General features: G+C 64.1%; 21 protein-coding genes. 10 read left to right on the top strand and 11 right to left on the bottom strand.

Annotated elements, in window-relative coordinates; translation table 11 throughout:
• Positions 1 to 111 precede the first annotated feature (111 nt).
• Positions 112 to 768 carry a CCXG family PEP-CTERM protein gene (locus tag CSQ92_RS12240; RefSeq protein ID WP_034779740.1) on the top strand — a complete coding sequence of 219 codons (657 nt, stop codon included), beginning with the start codon at positions 112 to 114 and terminating at the stop codon, positions 766 to 768.
• A gap of 92 nt (positions 769 to 860) precedes the next feature.
• Here the strand turns inward: CSQ92_RS12240 and CSQ92_RS12235 are convergent, their stop codons facing one another.
• The 6 genes from CSQ92_RS12235 to CSQ92_RS12210 form a co-directional block, all read right to left on the bottom strand.
• Positions 861 to 1841 (bottom strand): FHA domain-containing protein, encoded by a 981-nt coding sequence (locus CSQ92_RS12235; RefSeq protein ID WP_070255585.1) that lies wholly within the window; start codon positions 1839 to 1841, stop codon positions 861 to 863.
• Positions 1838 to 3238, bottom strand: coding sequence for a S1 family peptidase (locus CSQ92_RS12230; protein WP_099394243.1), 1401 nt, complete (start codon positions 3236 to 3238; stop codon positions 1838 to 1840). Before CSQ92_RS12230 ends, CSQ92_RS12235 begins: the two co-directional genes overlap by 4 nt.
• 92 nt (positions 3239 to 3330) lie before the next feature.
• Positions 3331 to 3984, bottom strand: a complete 654-nt coding sequence (gene ribA, locus CSQ92_RS12225; protein ID WP_034749940.1) for a GTP cyclohydrolase II — start codon at positions 3982 to 3984, stop codon at positions 3331 to 3333.
• Positions 3985 to 4204: 220 nt separating this feature from the next.
• The gene (locus tag CSQ92_RS12220; RefSeq protein WP_034779476.1) at positions 4205 to 6445 is read right to left on the bottom strand and encodes a PhoX family protein; all 2241 of its coding nucleotides are present in this window, start codon (positions 6443 to 6445) and stop codon (positions 4205 to 4207) included.
• Positions 6446 to 6601: 156 nt separating this feature from the next.
• Entirely contained in the window at positions 6602 to 6988 is a 387-nt protein-coding gene (locus tag CSQ92_RS12215; RefSeq protein ID WP_099394242.1) for a DoxX family protein, read from the bottom strand.
• Between the two features lie 28 nt (positions 6989 to 7016).
• Entirely contained in the window at positions 7017 to 7718 is a 702-nt protein-coding gene (locus tag CSQ92_RS12210) for a pirin family protein (RefSeq protein ID WP_099394241.1), read from the bottom strand.
• Between the two features lie 167 nt (positions 7719 to 7885).
• Between CSQ92_RS12210 and CSQ92_RS12205 the strand changes: the two genes are divergently transcribed.
• Together CSQ92_RS12205 and CSQ92_RS12200 are read left to right on the top strand one after the other, a co-directional pair.
• Positions 7886 to 8812, top strand: a complete 927-nt coding sequence (locus CSQ92_RS12205) for a LysR family transcriptional regulator (RefSeq protein WP_099388372.1) — start codon at positions 7886 to 7888, stop codon at positions 8810 to 8812.
• 154 nt (positions 8813 to 8966) lie between these two features.
• The gene (locus tag CSQ92_RS12200; RefSeq protein ID WP_070255576.1) at positions 8967 to 11123 is read left to right on the top strand and encodes a putative bifunctional diguanylate cyclase/phosphodiesterase; all 2157 of its coding nucleotides are present in this window, start codon (positions 8967 to 8969) and stop codon (positions 11121 to 11123) included.
• An 11-nt stretch (positions 11124 to 11134) separates the two neighbouring features.
• Here CSQ92_RS12200 and CSQ92_RS12195 read toward each other — a convergent pair whose 3' ends face one another.
• Together CSQ92_RS12195 and CSQ92_RS12190 are read right to left on the bottom strand one after the other, a co-directional pair.
• On the bottom strand, positions 11135 to 11668 hold the full coding sequence (locus CSQ92_RS12195; protein WP_099394240.1) for a DUF4256 domain-containing protein: 534 nt from the start codon (positions 11666 to 11668) through the stop codon (positions 11135 to 11137).
• Between the two features lie 73 nt (positions 11669 to 11741).
• Complete coding sequence (locus tag CSQ92_RS12190; protein WP_099394239.1) at positions 11742 to 12650, bottom strand: LysR family transcriptional regulator; 909 nt, start codon at positions 12648 to 12650, stop codon at positions 11742 to 11744.
• Positions 12651 to 12748: 98 nt separating this feature from the next.
• On the opposite strand from CSQ92_RS12190, the gene CSQ92_RS12185 reads away from it, so the two are divergent.
• Complete coding sequence (locus tag CSQ92_RS12185) at positions 12749 to 13972, top strand: MFS transporter (RefSeq protein ID WP_180277002.1); 1224 nt, start codon at positions 12749 to 12751, stop codon at positions 13970 to 13972.
• Positions 13973 to 13975: 3 nt separating this feature from the next.
• On the opposite strand, the gene CSQ92_RS12180 is transcribed toward CSQ92_RS12185, so the two are convergent.
• Positions 13976 to 14866, bottom strand: coding sequence for an EamA family transporter (locus CSQ92_RS12180; RefSeq protein ID WP_099394238.1), 891 nt, complete (start codon positions 14864 to 14866; stop codon positions 13976 to 13978).
• A gap of 77 nt (positions 14867 to 14943) precedes the next feature.
• On the opposite strand from CSQ92_RS12180, the gene CSQ92_RS12175 reads away from it, so the two are divergent.
• From CSQ92_RS12175 to CSQ92_RS12165, 3 genes are all read left to right on the top strand, one after another.
• Complete coding sequence (locus CSQ92_RS12175; protein ID WP_070255798.1) at positions 14944 to 15432, top strand: Lrp/AsnC family transcriptional regulator; 489 nt, start codon at positions 14944 to 14946, stop codon at positions 15430 to 15432.
• A 16-nt stretch (positions 15433 to 15448) separates the two neighbouring features.
• Positions 15449 to 16270, top strand: a complete 822-nt coding sequence (locus CSQ92_RS12170; protein WP_099394237.1) for an APH(3')-I family aminoglycoside O-phosphotransferase — start codon at positions 15449 to 15451, stop codon at positions 16268 to 16270.
• 68 nt (positions 16271 to 16338) lie between these two features.
• The gene (locus CSQ92_RS12165) at positions 16339 to 16983 is read left to right on the top strand and encodes a GNAT family N-acetyltransferase (protein ID WP_180277001.1); all 645 of its coding nucleotides are present in this window, start codon (positions 16339 to 16341) and stop codon (positions 16981 to 16983) included.
• A gap of 51 nt (positions 16984 to 17034) precedes the next feature.
• Here CSQ92_RS12165 and CSQ92_RS12160 read toward each other — a convergent pair whose 3' ends face one another.
• On the bottom strand, positions 17035 to 17562 hold the full coding sequence (locus CSQ92_RS12160; RefSeq protein WP_099394235.1) for a hypothetical protein: 528 nt from the start codon (positions 17560 to 17562) through the stop codon (positions 17035 to 17037).
• 124 nt (positions 17563 to 17686) lie between these two features.
• On the opposite strand from CSQ92_RS12160, the gene CSQ92_RS12155 reads away from it, so the two are divergent.
• Complete coding sequence (locus CSQ92_RS12155; RefSeq protein WP_099394234.1) at positions 17687 to 18070, top strand: glutaredoxin domain-containing protein; 384 nt, start codon at positions 17687 to 17689, stop codon at positions 18068 to 18070.
• 8 nt (positions 18071 to 18078) lie between these two features.
• Here CSQ92_RS12155 and CSQ92_RS12150 read toward each other — a convergent pair whose 3' ends face one another.
• Positions 18079 to 18315, bottom strand: a complete 237-nt coding sequence (locus CSQ92_RS12150) for a DUF3820 family protein (RefSeq protein ID WP_034749909.1) — start codon at positions 18313 to 18315, stop codon at positions 18079 to 18081.
• Positions 18316 to 18459: 144 nt separating this feature from the next.
• On the opposite strand from CSQ92_RS12150, the gene CSQ92_RS12145 reads away from it, so the two are divergent.
• Together CSQ92_RS12145 and CSQ92_RS12140 are read left to right on the top strand one after the other, a co-directional pair.
• On the top strand, positions 18460 to 19671 hold the full coding sequence (locus CSQ92_RS12145) for an MFS transporter (protein ID WP_099394233.1): 1212 nt from the start codon (positions 18460 to 18462) through the stop codon (positions 19669 to 19671).
• Between the two features lie 93 nt (positions 19672 to 19764).
• The gene (locus CSQ92_RS12140) at positions 19765 to 20982 is read left to right on the top strand and encodes a YeeE/YedE family protein (protein WP_099394232.1); all 1218 of its coding nucleotides are present in this window, start codon (positions 19765 to 19767) and stop codon (positions 20980 to 20982) included.
• Positions 20983 to 20984 lie beyond the last annotated feature (2 nt).

Raw genomic sequence — 20984 nt, 5'->3', positions numbered from 1 at the left:
CCGCTCATTCCTGCAATCCCTAGCGCTACGCCGACACGCCTCAATGCAGCGTGTATTCAGCTCCAGCGCCCCTTGCTGCGCCCACTGAATACTTACTTACTGGATACCATCATGAAAAACTTGCCTAAAATCGCTTTGTCCCTGATCGCTGTCGGTGTGTTTGCCCACGCGAACGCCAGTACCATCACCCTGTCCACCGGCTATTCGGGCGCCGGCGCGCAAAGCTCCGCCGCCGACTACCAGTCCGTTGTGAATGCCGCCGTGGCCACGCCTGGCGCCGGTTATGGCTCGACGACGATTGCCAGCTATGACAACGTCAACAACAGCGGCCTGTTTGGCAGCGGCTCGAACATCGCCTTCAAATCCGTCATCAACTTTGGCGTCGGCGCGGCCGATGCGGGCACCTGGAGCTTCCGCAGCGGCGTCGATTTCGGCAAGGGCGGCGCCCTGTTCCTCGACGGCGTGGCGCTGGATTTCAAGAGCAATGACATGTGGTGGGCAGGCAACTACAACAATGGCAGCCAGTTCCTCAGCGGTTCGAGCACCCTGGCGGCCGGCAACCATACCCTGAGCATCTACGGCCTGGAAGGCTGCTGCGATGGCGGCCAGCAAGCGCAGTTCAAGGCGGGCAACAACAATTTCGTCAGCTTCGGCGCCAATGATGGCTTGATCTCGGCTGTCCCAGAGCCAACCACCTACGCCATGCTGCTGATCGGCCTGGGCTTGCTGGGCTTTACGGCACGCCGCAAGCAGGAATCCAAGTTCTAAGTTTGTATCGCCGACATCGCCGCGCCTGATGGCGCGCGATAAAAAGCCCGCCGGTCTGTCAGGACACGGCGGGCTTTTTGCATGGCGGCGGCTTAATCGCCGCTGTCTTCGTCTTCGTCGGCACCCTTGGCCGCCTTGCCGCGCTCGGCATCGACGGCGCGCTGCAGGCTGGCCGCATCGCGGAAGAAGGCGTCCGTCGTGTGATCCGGGCTCAGGCGCAAGGCCGGCGGGTAGATCACGGACATGTACGGCTCGTCGGCCAGGCGGCCGCTGCTCTGCAAATTGCTCAGCAGGATCAGGGTCGAGCCAAGGATGGCCAGCACGACGGCAACGAGGCCGAAGCGGCGCGGGTGCTGCGGCTTGATCGTGCACAAATGGTAGTAGATCATGGCGCAGACGATGACGATGAACATGTGCCGTCCGTAGCGCGTCAGCACTTCCAGCGACAGCGCATACGCCGCCATGTTGCTGCCCAGTTCCCACGCCTCCATGGCCAGCAAGCCGCAGCCGATGATGAACAGGTGGCGGCCGAAGCGCGCCACATGGCCGAACAGGCGGTTTGCCACGGCCCAGATCGACGCCCACACGAGGCCGCCGGCCAGCGCGTAGGCGATGATCATCAGGTAGGAAATCGGGTCGAAGGCGTCCGCATCGCTGAGCCAGTTGCTGAAGGCGGCCGAGGCGCCGATCATGGCCAGGCCGGCGACGGCGGGGCGCAAGCCTTCCCAGTCATGCCGGGTGGTGTCGCCCAGTTCGGGCGCCACGGGATGGTCGCTGGCGCGCACGCGCAGGCGCGTGTGGCCCAGGCGCACGATGCTGTTGCCGGTCATGGCCACTTGCAGTTGCCGCTGGCCCCGATGGATCACGCCATTCTGGCTGCCCAGGTCGCGCAGCAGCAGGCCGCCTGCGCCGTCGTCCTCGACAATGGCGTGCGCGGCGGCCGTATGCGCATCATCGAGGATGAAGTCGTTGTCGTAGCCGCGGCCGATGCGGATCGGCAGGGATGCCATGCGCTGGCGCTGCCGCACTTCGCCATTCTCGGCGAGGATTTCGATGAAGTATGGTGCTTTCATGGCTTGCGTCCGCTTTCCCGCGACAGCGCTTCGAGGAAGGTGCGCGTGACGCGCATGCCGTTGGCGTAGGACACGCCGCGCGCGTCGATGCGGCTTTGCAGGCTCATCAATGGCTCATCGGTGCTGGCGGCCAGCAGGGCGAAGTCGTACAGTCCCGTAAACTTGCGGTAGGCGCGCACGCACAGGACGGCGCGCAAGGGCAAGGTCTTGTTCTTGACGAACTGTTCGGTGCAATGGGGGCCCGTCAGGTGCGCGCTCTTGTAGCTGCCGAAACTTTCATTCTTGAACGAGGCACTGGCCAGCTCGGAAAAGCGCAGCGGACCCAGTTCGCTGCTGCGCAAAAATTCGTGGCGCATCGACACCTGCCCCGTCTGCAGGGCGCCGGAGATGAAGATGGCCGATTCCATGGCACAGCTGGTATTGTCGAGCATATAGGGCTTGTCGGACTTGACGTTGGAGCGGCCCCAGCAGCGCATCTGGTTGGATTCGCGCACGGGCACGCGGTACGGGCCCATGGCTTTCAGGCTCAATGGCGTGTCGAGCAGGCGCGCCAGCATGACTTCCTGGTGCGCCAGCAGCTGCGCCGTCACCAGGGGCTTGAAGTCCTTCGGCGGTTTGCCTTGCTGCGCCACCTTGGCCAGCAATTGCTGGGCATAGCGGGCGGGCACGAGAAAACTGACGAGTTCGCCATCGAGGCGTTTCGACACGTTCACGCCGGCCACGTCGCCATTTGCCGTCACGCTGGGGCCGCCGCTCATGCCGGAATTGATCGGTCCCGTAAACATCAGCTGGTCGTAGAAGCTGCGCGTGACGACGCCATTATAGGAACCTTCCGAAATGGCGAAACCCAGGTCCAGTGGATTGCCCATCGAATACAGGTACTGGCCTTGCGTCAGCGGCGCCAGCCCTTCCGGCATCTTGAAGAAGCCCGTGCCATGGCGGTTCACGCGCAATACCGCCAGGTCGTGCAGTACGTCGACGGCCAGCAATTCCACATTGCCCCGCTGGCCGCTCGTGTCGACCCATTCGCCCACATAGGTGTCCGGGTCGAGGGCGAACTGGGAGACCACGTGATAGTTGCTCACCACCAGGTCGCCCGTGCCGATCAAAAAGCCCGAGCCGACGGACGACTGCGTGCGGCCGTTTTTCAGCAACACGCGCACTTGCAGGATGTCGGCGCGCGCGGCCGTGTACAGCTTTTGTGCGGCCGAGGAGGGCGGCGGCAGGGCTGCGTGTTCGGTGGCGGCTGGCGCGGCGGTTGCCGGCGGCGGCTTGAGGGGGGGAGTCGAAGCGGTGGGGGCCGCGGCTGGCGCGGCAGGTACAGGCGCTGGGGCCGCGTGGGCGCCTGCGGCAGCGCACAGGCTGGCCAGCAAGAAGGCGAGGTTAGATAATTTCATGCATCCTTTGTGCGTGAGCAGGAGCGAAGCGGGCGCGGGCCGGCGCGGCAAGGGCGCATACGCTGCGCCGGCCCGGCAAGCCGGAGCGGCAATTACAGGGCGCCGTCTTCCAGCGCCGGTGCTGTTTCCGGCGTCATCATGTGACCGAGCTTGCTTTGCTTGGTATTCAGGTAATGCTGGTTGAAGGCGTTGCGGTTGACCAGCAGCGGCACCCGTTCGGCCACCGTGATGCCCAGCGCTTCCATGGCGGCGATCTTGCGCGGGTTGTTCGTCATCAGGCGCAGGCTGTGGATGCCGAACTGCGCAAACATGGGTTTGCACAAGGTGTAGTTGCGCGCGTCGGCCTTGAAGCCCAGCTGTTCATTCGCCTGCACCGTGTCGGCGCCCGCCTCTTGCAGGCGGTAGGCGCGGATCTTGTTGATCAGGCCGATGCCGCGCCCTTCCTGGCGCAGGTACAGCAAGATGCCGCGGCCTTCCTCGGCGATGCGTTTCAGGGCGCCTTCGAGCTGGGCGCCGCAGTCGCAGCGCTGGGAAAACAGCACGTCGCCCGTCAGGCACTCGGAATGCACGCGCGCCAGCACCGGTTCGCCGTTGCCGATATCGCCCAGCACCATGGCCAGGTGTTCCTTGCCCGTGGCGTGCTCGACAAAGGCGTGCAGGGTGAACTGGGCCCACGGCGTCGGCAGTGCGCAGGAAGTCGTGTAATCCAATTCGCCTGTCGCCAGGATGTCTGCGCCGCTTTGCATGGTTGTGCTCATATAAGTAATTATCAAAAATAAAAGGCGCGCGACACCACTCCGGTGCCGGCGCGCCTTGCCATCATACCAAAAAGCAGGGAAACGTTTTCCCTGGCTGCCATTCGGTCGTTGCAATGTCTGGTGATAAGCCTTACTTAGGGACACTTCCTCCTTTTACAAGGTGAACTGCTGGCTTTGCCTGGCGGATGCCGCCGCCAGGCACGGGACATCAACTGCCGATGCGTCCGCCGTCGTTCTTGGTGATCACGATGGTGGCCGAGCGGGGACGCTTGCCGGCGCCATAGCCGGCGTTGGCCGGCCACTGGCTCGTGTATTTGGACGGATCGCCGATATTCGCCAGCGAGGTGTTTTCGCCCGGGTGCTGGATGTTGATGAACATGGTCTTGCCATCGGGCGTTTCGCTGATGCCCGTGATTTCCGAGCCGACCGGTCCCACCAGGAAGCGCTTGAGCGTGTCGGCAGTGGGTTTCTTGCCGATGAAGGTGTCGACCGCCAGGTTGCCGCCGGCCGCCGTCGCGTAGTTCAGGGTGGACTTGGCGCCATCGCCGACCTTGCCGGGAATGGCCGCCAGCATCATGCAGTTGGTCACATCCGTGTAGGCGCCATCATCGGTCTGGATCCAGCAGATGCCCGTGTACGGGCTGAAGGCCAGGCCGTCCGGGCTCGAGAAATCCTGATCGGCCGTCAGGTTCGACAGGTTGATCTTGCTGGCGTCGGCGCCGCTTTCGGCGCCAAACAGGTAGACATCCCAGGTAAAGCTGGTGGCCGCGGCCGCGCCCGTGCCTTCCTTGAAGCGGATGATGTGGCCGTTCGGATTGCCGTTCTGCGCGCTGCTGCCCTTCATGTCCGTGTAGGCGCGCGGGTTGGCGCTGTCCGGCGCCAGCTGCGACGAGCCGCTCGGATTGACGGTGCGGTTCGAGTTGTTGGTCAGCGTGTAATAGATCTCGCCATTCGCAGGATTGACCGAGCACCATTCCGGCCGGTCCATCTTCGTCGCGCCCACGGCGTCGGCCGCCAGGCGGGCATTGACCAGCACGTCGGCCAGGTCGGCGAACTTGTAGGCGCTGTACGCCTGGATCAGCGCGTTCGACATGGCCAGCTCGATCCACTGGCCCGTGCCGTCGGCGGCCAGCTTGGCAACGTACAGCTTGCCCGAATCGAGGTATTTGTCGCCGGTGGCCATGCGGTCGGCCGGGTTGGCGTCCGCGGCGGCCCAGACGGCGGTCGTGACGAACTTGTAGATGTATTCGTTGCGCGAATCGTCGCCCATGTAGACGGCCAGCTGCTGGCCCACGGCCGGCACGCTGAAGGCGGCGCTTTCATGCGCGTAGCGGCCCAGGGCCGTGCGCTTGCGGATAGCCTTGGTCTTGTCGTACGGGTCCATTTCGACGATGTAGCCCATGCCGTTCAATTCATTGCGGTAGTCGTCGCTGCCGTTGCTTGATGCGCCGATCTTGCTCAGGTTCCAGCGCGCGTACTTGTCGTCGCTGCCGCCCGTTTCCCAGCCGTGGCGCGAGGCGCCGCCCTGGCTGCGGCCATAGCGGTTCAGCGAAGCGACGGACTTGTCGCCGCGCGCCGCATTGTCGGTGGCCGAGCGGGTGAAATAGCCGGCCCAGTTTTCTTCGCCGGAAAGGTAGCTGCCCCATGGCGACTTGCCCGTGCCGCAGTTGTTGATGGTGCCGCGCGTCTTGGTGCCGGTCGGCGAATACTTGGTCACCACGAGGGCGTTGCCGCGCACGGGGCCGGCAATCTCGATGTCCGTCAGCGGCGTGACGCGGCGGTTGAAAGCGGAATCGTTGACGGTGGCCCAGGCGCTGCCCGTCTTCCTGACTTCCACCACGCTCAGGCCGTGGACGGCCACTTCCTTGTCGACTTCGGCGGCGGGACGCGGCAGCGTGGTGGTGCCGCCATTGACGTGCAGGAAGTGCGAGGACAGTTTTTCGTCCGTGGTCGCTTCGTGGTTCATGGCCAGCAAGCCCCGTTCCGCGCCGGACGCCAGCGGCGCGCCAGCGGCGGAGAGGCCGTAGTATTCCATGCCGTCGTGGTGGTCGCCGGCGCGGTTGTCGAAATCGGTATCGCTGCCGTCGTTCTTGTAGGCAGGCGTCGCCGCGCGCAGCGAGTCGCCCAGCGCATACAGGGCGGTGGCCGTGTAGCCGGCTGGCACCGACACGACGTCGGCCAGGCTTTTCGGCACGGCCGTGAAGGCCAGCAGTTTTTCAGGCGTTGGCGTTGGCGTCGGCGTGATGGCGACCGCATCGCTGCCGCCGCAAGCGGACAGGCCCATCGAACCCATGACGGCGGTAGCGGCCGTGACGGCGCTGCCGCGCAGCCAGTTGCGGCGGCTCAGGCGGGCGTTCAGGATGCTGTTGAAGTGGTTGTCGTGGGACGCGTTGCTGTCAATGTCGTTCAGATCGGTGGCGCTGATGGCCAGATCGTTGGGCTTGTTCATGGGCTGCGATGTCCTGTGGTTGCGTGATTTAAAGGCAACCGCATGATAGTTGTCGAATGTGACAGCGCCATGTCAGCTTGATGACAAAACGGTGACAGGCTGCCGGCCCGGCGGGGCGCGTCCATGACGGGCCCGTCCGGTCAGGCAGCCTTGGCCTTATTTGGCCTGGCGAAAACCGCGCTCCACCAGCAACAGCATGCCGCCGAAGATGGACAGGTTCTTCAGGAAATTCGTCAACTGGTCCTGGAAGTGGGCCGCGTCGGCGCTCCAGAAGGCGTGGAAGATCACTGTGGTGGGGATCAGGAACAGCGCCAGGGCCAGCGCCGCCCAGCGCGCCTGCCAGCCCGTGATCAGCAGCAGGCCGCCGCCCACTTCCAGCACGATCACGCCCACCAGCAAAATATTGGCGATCGGCAAGCCCTGGCTGGCCATGTAGCCGGCCACGCCCGCAAAGCCGCCGATTTTCAGCAAGCCCGAGACAAAGAACAGCACGCCAAGGGCGGCACGGCCGAGGGGCAGCAAGACGTTGGTTTTGTTTTCCATGATTTTTCTCTTTTTCTATATTGATCAATTATTTGGGTAAGTCGAAGACGAGGAATTCCGCGTCTTCCGGCTGCGTGATGATGACGCTGGCTTCCTGCGTCAGTTTCAGCGCATCGCCCGCTTTCAATGGCGTGCCGTTGACCACCAGGCTGCCGCGGATCAGGTGCACATAGGCGAGGCGGCCGTCGTCGAGCGCATGTTCGGCCTGTTCGCCTTCCTGCAGGATGCTGGCGTAGATGGCCGCATTCTGGTGGATCAGCACGGAACCCTGGCGGCCGTCGCTCGAGGCGATCAGGCGCAGCTTGCCCCGTTTGCTTTCCGGCGTGAAGTGTTTCTCTTCATAGCTGGGCGGAATGCCCGTCACGTTCGGCTGGATCCAGATCTGCAGGAAGTGCAAGCCATCCGTTGCCGAGTGGTTGAACTCGCTGTGGCGCACGCCGCTGCCGGCGCTCATGCGCTGCACATCGCCGTAGTGCAGGACGGAGCCCGTGCCCATGCTGTCCTTGTGTTCCAGCGCGCCGTCGAGCACATACGAAATGATTTCCATGTCGCGGTGGCCGTGCGTGCCGAAACCCTGGCCTGGCGTGACCCGGTCTTCATTGATCACCAGCAAGGGGCCAAAGCCCATATGCAGCGGATCGTGGTAGCTGCCGAAGGAAAAGCTGTGGTGGGAATTGAGCCAGCCGTGGTTGGCGGCGCCGCGTTCTTCGCTATGACGAATCTGTAACATGGTGGACTCCGTTTCTATAAGTTAATGTGCGATAATTTCGAAGGACCGTTGCCTGGCGCTGTGCCGTGGCGTCTTTTCTGCCCCTCGCTGTACGATGAACAAAGTATAGGCCCCTCTGCAGAGAAAGAAAAACGGAAAATCTTGCGACCTATGATCGAAAAAATCGAATGTTAAGACTGAGCCTGGAAGCCCTGCAAATCGTTGACGCCATCGACCGCCGCGGATCGTTCTCGTCGGCCGGCAAGGAGTTGCATAAAGTCCCGTCCACCATTTCCTATACCGTGGCCAAGCTGGAAGACGACCTGGGCGTGCAAGTGTTCCAGCGCAATGGCCCGAAAGTCATGCTGACGGCGGCCGGCCAGGAATTGCTGAAGGAGGGCCGTTATCTGTTGAAGGCGGCGCAGGACCTCGAGCACCGCGTGCGCAGGGTGGCATCCGGCTGGGAAACGGAATTGTCCATCGGCATCGACTCCATGTTTTCCGCCGTGGCCCTGGCCGACGACGTGCGCGCCTTCTACGACGTGGCGCAGCAGACGCGTTTGCGCCTGTCGCAGGACACCCTGTCGGGCACGTGGGAAGCGCTGCTGGACCGGCGCGCCGACTTGCTGGTGGGCGCGCCCGGCGACGGGCCGGCCGGCGGCGGCTATATCGCGCAGCCGATCGGCATGCTCGACTTCGTCTTTGCCGTGGCGCCCACGCATCCTCTGGCCCAGGTGCGGGAACCTTTGTCGCGCGGCCACCTGCAGCAGCACCGGGCCGTGGTGGTGGCCGATTCGGCGCGCCAGATGGCGCCGCGCACGGTGGGGCTGCTGCTGGGGCAAGATGCCTTGAGCGTGCCGAACATGCAGGTCAAGTTCGACTACCAGGTGCTGGGGCTGGGTTTTGGCTTCCTGCCGGGGCCGTGCGCCCGCGCCGCCATCGCGCGCGGCTTGCTGGTGGAAAAGGCCGTGGAAGAACCGAAACCGTCGGAAACGTTTTACCTGGCCTGGCGAGTGGGCGAGGATGGCGCGGCGCTGCGCTGGTGGATGGCGCGCATGCGCGAACCGGATGTGTTTGCCCGCCTGGCGCAGCATCTGCCGGGCCATTCGGCGTAGGCCTTAAAATGTTGACATACGCCAACACTTTTAAGTTACCATATTCACAGTATTTCCCGCCCGACCTCCACGCCCCATAGTGGGATTTTGATGATTACACACACCGCAGCGCCCCTGATATGTTCCCCTGACCTGGCTCTAGAGTGGGGTTGCCATGCTTGAGGCGAAGGTTGCGCTGTGCCTGCGCCTGGCCCAGGATGCCCGTGAACAGGCGGGGCCGCAGCAGGCCGCCACCATGGCGCGGCTGGAGGAAGAACTGGAGCGGCTGCGCGGCGCCAGCCGCCCCGTGGTGCGCGTGGCGCCGGCCGACGCCTTGCTGGAAATCGATCCCGATGGCTTTTTGATCGGCTGGAACCATGGGGCCGAACAGATGTTCGGCTATTCCGAACTGGAAGCGCTGGGCCAGCACATCCTGTTTTTGTATCCGGAAGACGACGCGGAAGCGAGCGTGCTGGAGCTGCATTTCACCCAGGGCGACGTGGCCACCGATGTGCGCCGGCGCAAGAAGTCGGGCATGGTGACGTGGTTGCGCATGCACCGCCACGTGATCCACGACCAGGCCGGCAAGGCGTGCGGCATGGCCGTGCGCCTGTCGGCCATGAGCGAGCCCCTGTCCGACGTGGACAAGGTCAGGTTGCACGCGCGCATCATCGAAGACAGCGAGCAAGCCGTGCTGATCACGGATGCGGAAGAGCGCATCGTCTCGATCAACAGTTCCTTCAGCCGCATCACCGGCTATTCGCCGGCAGAAGCCATCGGCCGCACGCCGGACTTGCTGCGTTCTGGCGTGCACGACCCCGATTTCCGCGCCAAGGTGCGCGCCGCCATGCGGGGACACGGCTCCTGGCGCGGCGAAATCATCGGCAAGCGCAAGAATGGCGAACTGTTCCCGCAAGACGTCACCATCAGCGTCGTGCGCGATGAATTTGGCGAAATCAGCCACGTGTTTTCCCTGTTTTCCGATATCTCGGTGCACAAGGATGCCGAAGCGCGCATGCAGCGCATGGCCAACTACGACAGCCTGACGGGCTTGCCCAACCGCTGCCTGCTGAACCAATTGGTCGACCAGGGCCTGGCCGAAGCGAAACGCCAGGGCACGCATGGCGCGCTGATGGTCATCGACATCAGCCGCATCGGTTCCATCAGTGACACGCTGGGCCATGAAGTGGGCGACCAGCTGGTGATCGCCATCGGCCAGCTGTTCCGTGGCGCCCTGCGCGACGCGGACATCCTGGCGCGGGTCGACAACAGCAAGTTCGTCGTGGCCCTGCTGCATATCGAAAAGCGCGAACACGCGGCGAATGTGGCGCAAAAGCTGCTCAATTTGCTCGAAGCGCCGATCAATATCGATACGCACGCCCTGCACGTGGGCGCCAGCATCGGCATCACCGTGTATCCGGAAGACGGCCTGGAAGCGCCGGCCCTGTTCCGCTTTGCCGACGTGGCCGTCTCCAAGGCAAGCCAGACCATCGAATCGACCTTCCTGTTTTACCGCGAAGACATGAACCGCCGGGCCAAGGAACATTTGCGGCTGGAAAGCGAAATGCGTTTGGCCTTGGGCGACAAGGAGCTGGAATTGCACTACCAGCCGAAAGTGAGCCTGGCCAGCGGGCGCATCGTCGGCGCGGAAGCCTTGCTGCGCTGGAAGCATCCGATGCGCGGCATGGTCTCGCCCGGCGTCTTCATCCCCGTCGCCGAGGAAACCAGTTTGATCCTGGAGCTGGGCACCTGGGTGCTGGACGAGGCGTGCCGCCAGATCCGCAGCTGGGAAGACCGGGGCCTGCACATGCCGGCCATCGCCGTCAACCTGTCGGCGCGCCAGTTCGATGAACAATTGCCCGCGCGCATAGCGGCCGTGCTGGAACGCTATGGCGTGCGGCCCGACCAGATCATGCTGGAAATCACGGAAAGCCTGCTGATGCGCGGCGCTGACAAGGTGATCGACATCATGAACCAGCTGGTGGCCATGGGCCTGGCGCTGGCGCTGGACGACTTCGGCACCGGCTATTCCAGCCTCGCCTACCTGAAGAAATTCCCCATCAGTACCTTGAAAATCGACCGCTCCTTCGTCATCGGCTTGCCCTTCGAGGAAAACGATTGCGCCATCGCCCGCGCCATCGTCACCATGGCGCAGCAGTTGCGCCAGGAAATCGTCGCCGAAGGGGTGGAAACGGCCGAACAGATGCGCTTCCTGCGCGAACTCGGTTGCGACCAGTTGCAGGGCTATCTGTTTAGCCCGGCCGTGCCGGCGGCCGAGTTCGAGCTGATGTTCGATGAAGGCCGGCAGTTGCGGCTGGAAGAGCTGGCCTGAGCCAGCGGCTGTCAGACCTTGAGTCGTCCACGGAAACCCCGGCTCGCATAATACGATTCGGCGCCATTGTGGTAGACGAAGACCTGTTCATAGCGGCGGTCGCAAAACAGGGCGCCGCCCAGCGCCCGGATGCTGTCGGGCGTCGCGATCCAGCTCGAGGTCTTGCGGTCGAACGGTTCCAGTTCCTGCAACTGGCGGTATTGCGCCTGCGTCAGCAATGCGATACCCATCGCTTGCGCCATGGCAACCGCGTTGCCGGCCGGCTTGTTGGCCTTGCGCGCGGCCAGGGCCGCGGCATCGAAACACAGGCTGCGCCGGCCGATGGGGCTTTCTGCGGAACAATCGCAAAACGTGACGGCGCCCGTGTCGCCGGCATGTCCGATGACGTCCGGTTCGCCGCCCGTGTCTTCCATTTGCTGCAAGGCGGCCAGGCTGGCGGGAGCGGCCTTCAAGCGCGCCAGCACGCTGTCCCACGTCAAGTCCGGATGGCGGTGCATGTGCTGGCTGAAGCGGGTTTGCAAGGTGTGGATCAAGTCATCGTGCATGACGCGGCTCCCTGAAGTTTCAACGATATCAACGATAGGGCCGATTATAGGACGCGCTGCTTGTCGGCGGCGCTCACCCCAGTTTTACTTTTTCCAGCAGATAATCAAGCATCACGCGCACCCTGGCCGGCACTTGCAGGCCCGGCCCCACGAAGACGGCGTGCACGAGTTCCTTGTCGCCCGGATTGTAGTCCTGCAGCACGGGTATCAAATCGCCTTGCTCGATATCGCGCAGCACGTGCTGGCGCGAAAAGCGTCCCAGTCCCATGCCTGCCAGCACCAGCTGGCGCATGCTTTCGCCATCGCTGACGCAGGTATTGCCCTGCGGCGCCACCTGCACTGTGTTGCCAGCCTCATCGAGGAAGGGCCAGGTTTCGTTCTGGCAGCGGAAATTGAAGGCCAGCAGATTGTGCGTGGATAAGTCTTGCGGTGTGCGCGGCAGGCCGTGGCGCGCCACATACGCGGGCGAGGCCACCACGACCATCGCGTCTTCGCCCAGCTTGCGCGCCACCAGGTTCGATTCCTTCAGCTTGCCCGTGCGGATGGCGATGTCCGTGCGGTCTTCCAGCAAGTCGACGATGGCATCGCTGACCACCACGTCAAGCACGATGTCGGGATAGCGCTGCGCGAATTCGGGCAGGATGGGCAGCAGATGGCGAACGCCGAACGGCACGAAGCAGTTGATGCGCAGGCGCCCGCGCGGCGCCGCGCCCTGGGCCGCTTCGCGCTCGGCGCCATCGATATCGTCGAGGATGCGCTTGCACTGCACGAAGAAGGCGTCGCCCTCGGGCGTCGTGTGCAGCTGGCGCGTGCTGCGCTGGAGCAAACGGGCGCCGAGCCGCGCTTCCAGGCGATTGACGAGTTTGCTGACGGCCGACGGCGTCAAGGCCAGGCGGCGCGCGGCGGCGGAAAAGGCGCCCGTTTCCACCACGGCCACGAACACGGCCATCTCGAACGCGCGGTTGATGTCTTGCCTGGCCATTATTGAATCCATTTCACAGGTGTTTCCATTATTGGAGTCTATATCAAAAGCGTTTCCATCGATACACTGGCTGGCTTGAACTCTGCCGGAGAAATACCATGACCACCGCAAGCCCTGTTTCCCCTTCAGCCAGCAAGATGCCGCCCGGCGTGCTGGCGCTGGCCGTCGGCGCCTTTGCCATCGGCGTCACCGAATTCATCGTCGTCGGCATCCTGCCGACCATTGCCAAGGATTTGCACATTTCCATCGAATCGGCCGGCTCGCTGGTCAGCCTGTATGCGCTGGCGCTGGCCATCGGCACGCCGCTGCTGGTGCTGCTGATGTCGCGCCTGCCGCGCAAGGCGGCATTGCTGGGCCTGATGAGCGTGTTCCTTGCCGGTAACCTGCTGGCCGCCTTTTCGCACACGTTTGAACTGTTGCTGCTGGGACGGGTCATCACGGCCGTGGCGCACGGCACCTACTTTGCCATTGGCGCCACCGTGGCCGCCAGCCTGGTGGACAAGGCGCAGGCGGGCAGGGCGATTTCCGTGATGTTTGCGGGCCTGACGTTGGCCATGGTGATCGGCGTGCCGTTCGGCAGCTTCCTCGGCAACCTGATGGGCTGGCGCTTGCCCTTTTTTGCCGTCGCCGTGCTGGCTGCGCTGGGTCTGGCGGCAATGGCGCGCTGGCTGCCGGCCGGCTTACAGCAGGGCAAGGGCGGCAAGGCCATGACGCAGCTGGCGGCCCTCGGCAGCGGCCCCATCCTCACCATGATGGCGGTGACGACGTTCGGCTTTGGCAGCAGCTTTGCCGCGTTCACGTTCATTACGCCCATCCTGACGGATGTGACGGGTTTCTCCGCCACCATGGCCAGCGCCTTGCTGATCGTGTTCGGTGTCGCCACCTTTGCCGGCAACCTGGCGGGCGGCTACCTGACCAGCCACCTGGGCTGGCAAAAGGCCTTGCGTGCGATGCTGCTATTGCTGGCCGTCACGCAAGCTGGCGTTGCCTTGAGTATCAGCTCGCCATGGATGATGACGGCGATGCTGTTCGTCTGGGGCGTGTTCGCCTTCGGCCTGTCGCCCGCCCTGCAGGCCGGCATGCTGGCCACGGCCGAGCGCTATACGCCGCAAGCCGTCGATTTTGCTTCGGGCCTGAACATTTCCGCGTTCAACCTGGGCATTTCCTTCGGCTCCATGCTGGGGGCGCTGATGGTCTCGCGCCAGTTGATGGCCTCGTCGCCGTGGGCAGGCGTGGCTGCCGCATTGCTCGCCTTGCTGCCGCTGGCGTGGCTGGCGCGCAAGAACCTGGCCGCCCATGTGGCGGGTGCGGCCGCGCACTGAGGTTCAGGTATGCACGGCGGCGGCCGGCGCCGCTTTCTTCATGCGCTGCGCCATGTAGGAGCTGCCCATCGATGCCGCCATGATCATGGCGATGGCCAGCCATTGCGGGGCACCGAGGCGCTCGTCGAGCAGGATGTACGCCAGCATGGCAGCCACGGCCGGTTCCATGCTGCTCATGATGCCGAACGCTTGCGGCGTCAGCCGCTTCAGGGCCACCATTTCCAGCGAGATCGGAATGGCGCTGGAAATGAGGGCCACGCCCAGCCCCACGGCCAGCACGACAGGCGAGAGCAGGGCGGCGCCACTGTGCATCACGCCGACGGGCACGACCACCAGGGCTGCCATGGCCAGGCCCAGCGACACGGAGTGGCCCGCATGCAAATGGCTGGCGCGCTTGCCGAAGACGATATACGAGGCCCAGCAGACTGCGGCGCCCAGGGCGAACAGCACGCCAGTAGGATCGAGGTTGCTGACGTCGTGGCCGAGCGGCAGCAGCAGCGCCAGTCCCGCCACGGCCAGGGCCACCCAGACGAAGTCGATGGGGCGGCGCGAGGCGAGCAGGGCCACGGCCAGCGGGCCGGAAAACTCGATCGCCACGGCGATGCCGAACGGAATCGTGCGCAAGGCCATGTAGAAGCACAGGTTCGTCAAGCCCAGCGCCGCGCCGTACAGGGCCACGGTGCGCAGGTCGGCGCGGCTCAGCTGCCAGCGCCACGGGCGCCAGAACAGCAACAGCAGCAAGGCGGAAAAGCCCACGCGCACGGCCGTCGTGCCCTGTGCGCCCACCAGCGGGAACAGGCTGTGCTTGGCCCATGACGTGCCCAGTCCCAGGCAGGTGACTGAGCCGAGGATGGCCAGCAGGGGAATCAACGAGGAATAGCGGCGTAATGGCATGGTGATAAAAGGCTTGATATCGGAATAGCGAAAGTTTATTGTGTCTGCTCCGATATTTGCACTGCATTTTGACCTTCATGACGCAACTTTCGCTCACGCCTTCCCTTGCCCTCGATACCTTCGACCTGGCGATCCTCGACATCTTGCAGCGCGATAACACGACCTCGCAGCGCGAAATCGCCCAGGCCGTGCACCTGTCCGCACCGGCCGTGCAGCGGCGCATCCGCCGCCTGCGCGAGAGCGGCGTGATCCGTCATGAAGTGGCCGTGCTCGACGCGAGCCGCCTGGGCCGCCCCCTGATCCTGACGGTGGAAGTGCATTTGCACGACGAGCACCCGCAGCGCACGGCCGGCATGCGCGCGCGCATCATGGCCGAGCCTGCCATACAGCAGTGCTACGGGATCACCGGCGAGGCGGACTACCTGCTGATCATTACAGCCAGCAGCATGGCCGAATACGAAGCGCTGACGGAACGCCTGTTCGGCGGCGACGACAATATCCGGCGCTACCGCACCTCGGTGGCCTTGACCTGTCTCAAGATGGGCTTGTACGTGCCGCTGGGATAGAGAAAAGGCCAGGCAGATGAAGCTATCCAAAAGCAAGCAAGCCGCCGTGACGGCAGCCATGCCCGCCAGCCTGTCCGCCGCCGTGGCTGCTTATCAATGGGCGCGCGACAGTGGCGGCGAGTCGGACGCTGCCGTCTACCGCCTGCATGGCAGGGACGGTGCGCCGGACCTTTACCTGAAGCACGGCAGGGGTTGTGCCGCCGCCGACATCGCCGATGAACTGGCGCGCCTGCGCTGGCTGGCGCAATACCTGCCCGTGCCTGCCGTGGTCGAGTTCGCCCGCGTGGCAGACCCGGACCAGGCATGGCTGCTGATGACGGCCATCCCAGGCACAACGGCGTCAGCGCTGCTGGAAGCGAACCCTGCGCTGGGCTTCGCCGTGGCCGACGCGCTGGCGGCCTTCCTGCGCCGCCTGCACGCGCTGCCCGTGAGCGACTGCCCGTTCGACGCCGGCCATGCTGTCCGGCTGCCCCAGGCGCGCCAGCGCATCGATGCGGGCCTGGTCGATGCGGGCGATTTCGATGCCGGCCGGGCAGGCTGGACAACGGAGCAAGTGTGGCTGGCGCTGCAGGAGCGCCTACCCCTCGCACCCGACCTCGTCGTCACGCATGGCGATTTCTCGCTGGATAATATCCTCCTGCACGAAGGCGCCGTCGTCGGCTGCATCGATGTAGGGCGGGCAGGCGTCGCCGACCGCTATCAGGACCTGGCCATCGCCTGGCGTGGTCTCGGTGAGTTGGACGCCTCGCTACAGCAAAGGTTGTTGCGGCAATATGGGATCCTTGATGCCGATCAAGGCAAGCTGCAATATCACTTGCTGCTCGACGAGCTGTTTTGAATGCGATCCGCGGGTAGCCGCCGCCTGCGTTCCGGGATAATCAGCAGGATGAATGTGGGAGCCGAATGATGGGTGAGCAAGAAAATTCGCGTCTGCTTGAGTCTGGCCTTCTTGCTGCCTGGCTGGCTGCACGTTCGATTGCCCGTGGCTTGGCGTTGCCCGTGCCGGATCACGGCGGGTGGCGCGTCGATACGGGCTTGCCAGGTGAAATCCGGCGCCATGTTTTTTCGGGACCTGTGCCAGGCATCAGCGTGCTGGCGGCCTCGATTGACCATCCGCATATTTTCATCAAGATGTGTGGCTCTGGAGAACAATTGCTCCGCCTCTTGCCGGATCGATGGCAATTACTACCCGGAGGGTTCTTCATGACGCATGAAGGCAGGCTGCAGGCGCCAGCTCTGCCGGCCGGGTACCTGCTTGACGTCACGGCGTCGCAGGCCATCACGACGGCGCGCATTCTGACCGGCGATGGCGCTGTTGTTGCCAGTGGCCATGCCGTGGAATATGCGGGCGTCTTTGTGTTTGACCGCATCGTCACCGAAGCCGGCCACCGGCGTCGGGGGCTGGGGCGGGCGCTGATGGCCACGCTGGCGGCCAGGCAAAGGTCGGGCGGCGCGCGCCGGGTGCTGGTGGCAACGGAAGATGGGTCGAAATTGTATGCGAGCCTGGGCTGGCATACTCAGTCGCCGTATTCGACGGCAACCATCATGTAAGGCCAGGATATTGCCCTTCCGCACGTGGATGCTGACAGGCCAGGGCACAGCTCACGGCACGTCGCGCTCGGCATCGCGTTCCCGGCAGCTCAATGACGCGTAATGGCCTTTCGGCAGCCGGGTCTTGATGGCGACGTCGTTCAGCGCATGTTGCACATCGACAGGGTCGGTCAAGGTGCAGCGCTGGGCGCGGGCGAACGCTTGCAGCTTCTGCGTGTTGCCGCGCACCTTCACCGTTACGCCGGCGCCGGGGCTGACACAGCAGCCGATGTATTGCGTGATGTATTCTTCCTCGATGAGCACCAATTCATGCCCCATGAAGCTGGCGGGCTTTTTCAGCAGGTAGTAATCGGTGTAGTCGGCGCGCTGGTCGGGGTGCTTGCCGATGTAGCCTTCGCGCATGTAGGCGGCGATGGCCTTGCCCGAGGTGCCGACTCTTTCCGTGGTGCCCTTTTTCAGCTGCAGCGCATGGAGCAAGCCGCTTTCGAGGCCAGGATCGGCCGCGGCGTGGGCGCTGGCGCAGCTGGCCGCCAGCAGAAACGAGCCGATCAGGCGGCGGGTGCGGCGCCATTCAAGCATGGGGTGGATTGCTGGCATACATTTCACGTGAAGAAGAGAAGAGGCGCAGTGTAGCGCACGCCACGCAGTGCGCATGGCACAATGCGTGATCCGCACGCCACGTGCCACTCATCCCAGGACTTTCATGACCCGTGCCATCCTTGACGAAGCCCAGATCCATTCCGCCGCCCGCCCCTTGATCGGCAGCAAACACAAGGACATCGTGCACGAGGTGCAGGCGGCCATCGCCGCGCACCAGGTGGTGGTGGTCGGCATGGCGCTCAATCCGTTTCCGCGCAAGGCGCGCAAGATCCTCGATGTGCTGGGCACGCCCTACCAGTACCTGCAATACGGCAGCTATTTGAACCAGTGGCATCGCCGCAATGCCCTCAAGATGTGGACGGGCTGGCCCACGTTTCCCATGGTCTTTGTCAACGGTGTGCTCATCGGTGGCGCCAGCGAGCTGCAAAAGCTGGTGGAAAATGGCGAGTTCAGCGCCATGCTGGCAAAGAAGGTGCGCCAGTTTTAAGGCCTGCCTTATTCCCCGGGCCGCCACGGCGACTTGCGCGTGCGCAAGGGGTCGAGCAAGCTGCGCAGATCGTTGTGGTCGAGCTCGTACATCAGCGCAATCAGACTGCCCAGTTCGCCCGAGGGGAAGCCCTCGCGCGCGAACCAGCCCAGGTAGTGTCCCGGCAAGTCGGCCAGCAAGCGTCCCTGATATTTCCCATATGGCATTTCGCGCGTGACCAGCAGCGCCAGTTTTTCTGAATTCATGGTGGTGATCCCGTGTGGATGCGGCCAGTGTAGCAGATCGCTCTATTGTTGATCTGTACGCAATTATCTTCTGTCTGATGAGGTATTTTTCGAAACAAAGAAAACCCCGATACTGCATGCCAACATCATTTATCGGAGTTTGCCATGCCCATTGCCTTGCTCGCGCTGACCCTCAGCGCATTTGCCATCGGAACCACCGAGTTTGTCATCGTCGGGCTGTTGCCCACCATCGCCGCGGACCTGGGCGTCAACCTGCCATCGGCCGGCATGCTGGTCAGCCTGTATGCGCTGGGCGTCGCCGTCGGCGCGCCCGTGCTGACGGCCCTGACGGGCAAGATCCCGCGCAAAACATTGTTATTGTCCCTGATGGTCTTGTTTACTTTGGGTAATTTGCTGGCGTGGAAATCGCCCGGCTACGAAACCCTCGTCATCGCCCGCATCCTGACGGGGCTGGCGCATGGCGTGTTCTTCTCCATCGGCTCGACCATCGCCACGTCCCTGGTGCCGAAGGACAAGGCGGCCAGCGCGATTGCCATCATGTTTACGGGCCTGACCGTGGCCCTGGTGACGGGCGTGCCGCTGGGCACCTTCATTGGCCAGCATTTCGGCTGGCGCGAAACCTTCCTCGCCGTCTCGGCCCTGGGCCTCGTGGCGTTCATCGGCAGCCTGCTGTACGTGCCATCGAATATCGCCCACAGCAAACCGGCGTCCTTGCTGCAGCAAGTGCAGGTATTGGGCCAGCCGCGCCTGCTGTTGGTGTATGCCATGACGGCCGTCGGTTATGGCGGCTCCTTCATCGCCTTTACCTACTTGGCGCCGATTTTGCAGCAAGTATCGGGTTTCAGCGCGGGCGCCGTGGGCGTGGTGATGCTCGTGTATGGCGTGTCCGTGGCGTTCGGCAATATCTGGGGCGGCAAGCTGGCCGACAAGAAAGGCCCTGTCAGTGCCCTGAAACTGATCTTTTTACTGCTGGCGGCCGTCTTGCTGCTGTTGACCTTCACGGCGCCGCATCCCGTGCTCGTCGTCATCACCGTGCTGCTATGGGGCGCCGTGGCCTTCGGTAACGTGGCTGGCCTGCAAGTGTATGTCGTGCAGCAAGCCGAGCACTTCACGCCCCGCGCCGTCGACGTGGCTTCGGGCTTGAATATTGCCGCCTTCAACCTGGGCATCGCCGGCGGCGCCTGGGGCGGCGGCTTGATCGTCGAACACCTGGGTCTCGTGCACACGGGCTGGATCGGTGCCCTCGTCGTGCTGGGCGCGTTCGGCTTGACGGCCTTGAGCGGCCGGATGGATCGGCGCTATCCCATCCCCGTGCGTGCTGGCGGTGAAAAGTCGATCCATGCGGTGGGGCATTAAATTTCTGGCGGCCCGGCCTGTACAGTAAGTTTCTGGCAGAAAACATCAAAACGGGCGAGAATAGGGCTTACCTTCCTCTGGCCCATTCTCCCCATGTCCGATACAGCAACGTCACCCCTGCGCTTGCGCGCCGCCATCAATCCGAAACCGCTGGGCGTTGCGCTTGTGCTCATCCTGCTCGGCGCGTGGTACCTGGCGCACACGGTCGGCATCAACCAGGCCGCGCTGTATGTGGTGGGCGCCTTGCTCGGCATCACCCTGTATCACGCGGCCTTCGGTTTTACGTCCGCCTGGCGCGTCTTCATCGCCGATGGCCGCGGCGACGGCTTGCGCGCGCAAATGCTGATGCTGGCCGTGGGCGTGGCGCTGTTCTTCCCCGCGCTGTCGGCCGGGACCCTGTTCGGCACGCCCGTCGCGGGCCTCGTTTCTCCCGCCGGCACTTCCGTCATCTTCGGCGCCTTCATCTTCGGCATCGGCATGCAGCTGGGCGGCGGTTGCGCGTCCGGCACCCTGTACACGGTGGGGGGCGGCAGCACGCGCATGCTCATCACCCTGGCCGCCTTCATTGTCGGCTCCGTGATCGGCACGGCGCACATGCCGTTCTGGACGGCGCTGCCGCAGCTCCAGCCGATTTCCCTCGTCACGACCCTGGGCCTGGCGCCCGCGCTGGCGCTGAACTGGATCGTCTTCGCGCTGATCGCCGGCATCACGGTGCTGGTGGAAAAGCGCCGCCATGGCAAGCTTGTCGCCACGCCCCTGCGCCCGGCACAGGCATCACCTTGGCTGCATGGCCCCTGGCCGCTGGTGGCGGGCGCCGTTGCGCTCGTCGTGCTGAACTTCGCCACCCTGGCGCTGTCGGGCAAGCCGTGGGGCGTGACGTCCGCGTTCGCCCTGTGGGGTGCCAAGGCCGCATCCGTGGTCGGCATCGACACGGCCAGCTGGGCCTACTGGTCGACCAAGGCGAATGCCGCCGCCCTGGCCGCTCCGTTGACGCAAGACAAGACTTCCGTGATGGACATCGGTATCGTGCTGGGCGCCATGCTGGCGGCGGCGCTGGCCGGCCGCTATGCGCCCGTATGGCGCATCCCGCGCCGCTCGATCATCGCCGCCATCGTCGGCGGCTTGCTGCTCGGCTACGGCGCGCGCCTGGCCTACGGCTGCAATATCGGCGCGTATTTCAGCGGCATCGTCTCGGGCAGCCTGCACGGCTGGCTGTGGCTGGTCTGCGCCTTTCTCGGCAACGTCATCGGCACGCGCTTGCGTCCGTGGTTCGGCCTGGAAGTGGAGAAAGTGAAACCGACCGGCTGCTGACG

The sequence above is a fragment of the Janthinobacterium sp. BJB446 genome (genome assembly GCF_002735655.1).
GTDB classification, from domain to species: Bacteria; Pseudomonadota; Gammaproteobacteria; order Burkholderiales; family Burkholderiaceae_D; genus Janthinobacterium; species Janthinobacterium lividum.
This window is presented reverse-complemented; position numbering and strand designations above follow the sequence as displayed.

Coding starts and splice junctions, on each gene's coding strand:
- CSQ92_RS12170 (WP_099394237.1), top strand. CDS start 15,449: ATGAAGCTATCCAAAAGCAAGCAAGCCGCCGTGACGGCAGCCATGCCC.
- CSQ92_RS12175 (WP_070255798.1), top strand. CDS start 14,944: ATGACGCAACTTTCGCTCACGCCTTCCCTTGCCCTCGATACCTTCGAC.
- CSQ92_RS12215 (WP_099394242.1), bottom strand. CDS start 6,988: ATGGAAAACAAAACCAACGTCTTGCTGCCCCTCGGCCGTGCCGCCCTT.
- CSQ92_RS12145 (WP_099394233.1), top strand. CDS start 18,460: ATGCCCATTGCCTTGCTCGCGCTGACCCTCAGCGCATTTGCCATCGGA.
- CSQ92_RS12195 (WP_099394240.1), bottom strand. CDS start 11,668: ATGCACGATGACTTGATCCACACCTTGCAAACCCGCTTCAGCCAGCAC.
- CSQ92_RS12200 (WP_070255576.1), top strand. CDS start 8,967: ATGCTTGAGGCGAAGGTTGCGCTGTGCCTGCGCCTGGCCCAGGATGCC.
- CSQ92_RS12150 (WP_034749909.1), bottom strand. CDS start 18,315: ATGAATTCAGAAAAACTGGCGCTGCTGGTCACGCGCGAAATGCCATAT.
- ribA (WP_034749940.1), bottom strand. CDS start 3,984: ATGCAAAGCGGCGCAGACATCCTGGCGACAGGCGAATTGGATTACACG.
- CSQ92_RS12165 (WP_180277001.1), top strand. CDS start 16,339: ATGGGTGAGCAAGAAAATTCGCGTCTGCTTGAGTCTGGCCTTCTTGCT.
- CSQ92_RS12190 (WP_099394239.1), bottom strand. CDS start 12,650: ATGGCCAGGCAAGACATCAACCGCGCGTTCGAGATGGCCGTGTTCGTG.
- CSQ92_RS12235 (WP_070255585.1), bottom strand. CDS start 1,841: ATGAAAGCACCATACTTCATCGAAATCCTCGCCGAGAATGGCGAAGTG.
- CSQ92_RS12140 (WP_099394232.1), top strand. CDS start 19,765: ATGTCCGATACAGCAACGTCACCCCTGCGCTTGCGCGCCGCCATCAAT.
- CSQ92_RS12205 (WP_099388372.1), top strand. CDS start 7,886: ATGTTAAGACTGAGCCTGGAAGCCCTGCAAATCGTTGACGCCATCGAC.
- CSQ92_RS12210 (WP_099394241.1), bottom strand. CDS start 7,718: ATGTTACAGATTCGTCATAGCGAAGAACGCGGCGCCGCCAACCACGGC.
- CSQ92_RS12185 (WP_180277002.1), top strand. CDS start 12,749: ATGACCACCGCAAGCCCTGTTTCCCCTTCAGCCAGCAAGATGCCGCCC.
- CSQ92_RS12155 (WP_099394234.1), top strand. CDS start 17,687: ATGACCCGTGCCATCCTTGACGAAGCCCAGATCCATTCCGCCGCCCGC.
- CSQ92_RS12160 (WP_099394235.1), bottom strand. CDS start 17,562: ATGCTTGAATGGCGCCGCACCCGCCGCCTGATCGGCTCGTTTCTGCTG.
- CSQ92_RS12220 (WP_034779476.1), bottom strand. CDS start 6,445: ATGAACAAGCCCAACGATCTGGCCATCAGCGCCACCGATCTGAACGAC.
- CSQ92_RS12240 (WP_034779740.1), top strand. CDS start 112: ATGAAAAACTTGCCTAAAATCGCTTTGTCCCTGATCGCTGTCGGTGTG.
- CSQ92_RS12230 (WP_099394243.1), bottom strand. CDS start 3,238: ATGAAATTATCTAACCTCGCCTTCTTGCTGGCCAGCCTGTGCGCTGCC.
- CSQ92_RS12180 (WP_099394238.1), bottom strand. CDS start 14,866: ATGCCATTACGCCGCTATTCCTCGTTGATTCCCCTGCTGGCCATCCTC.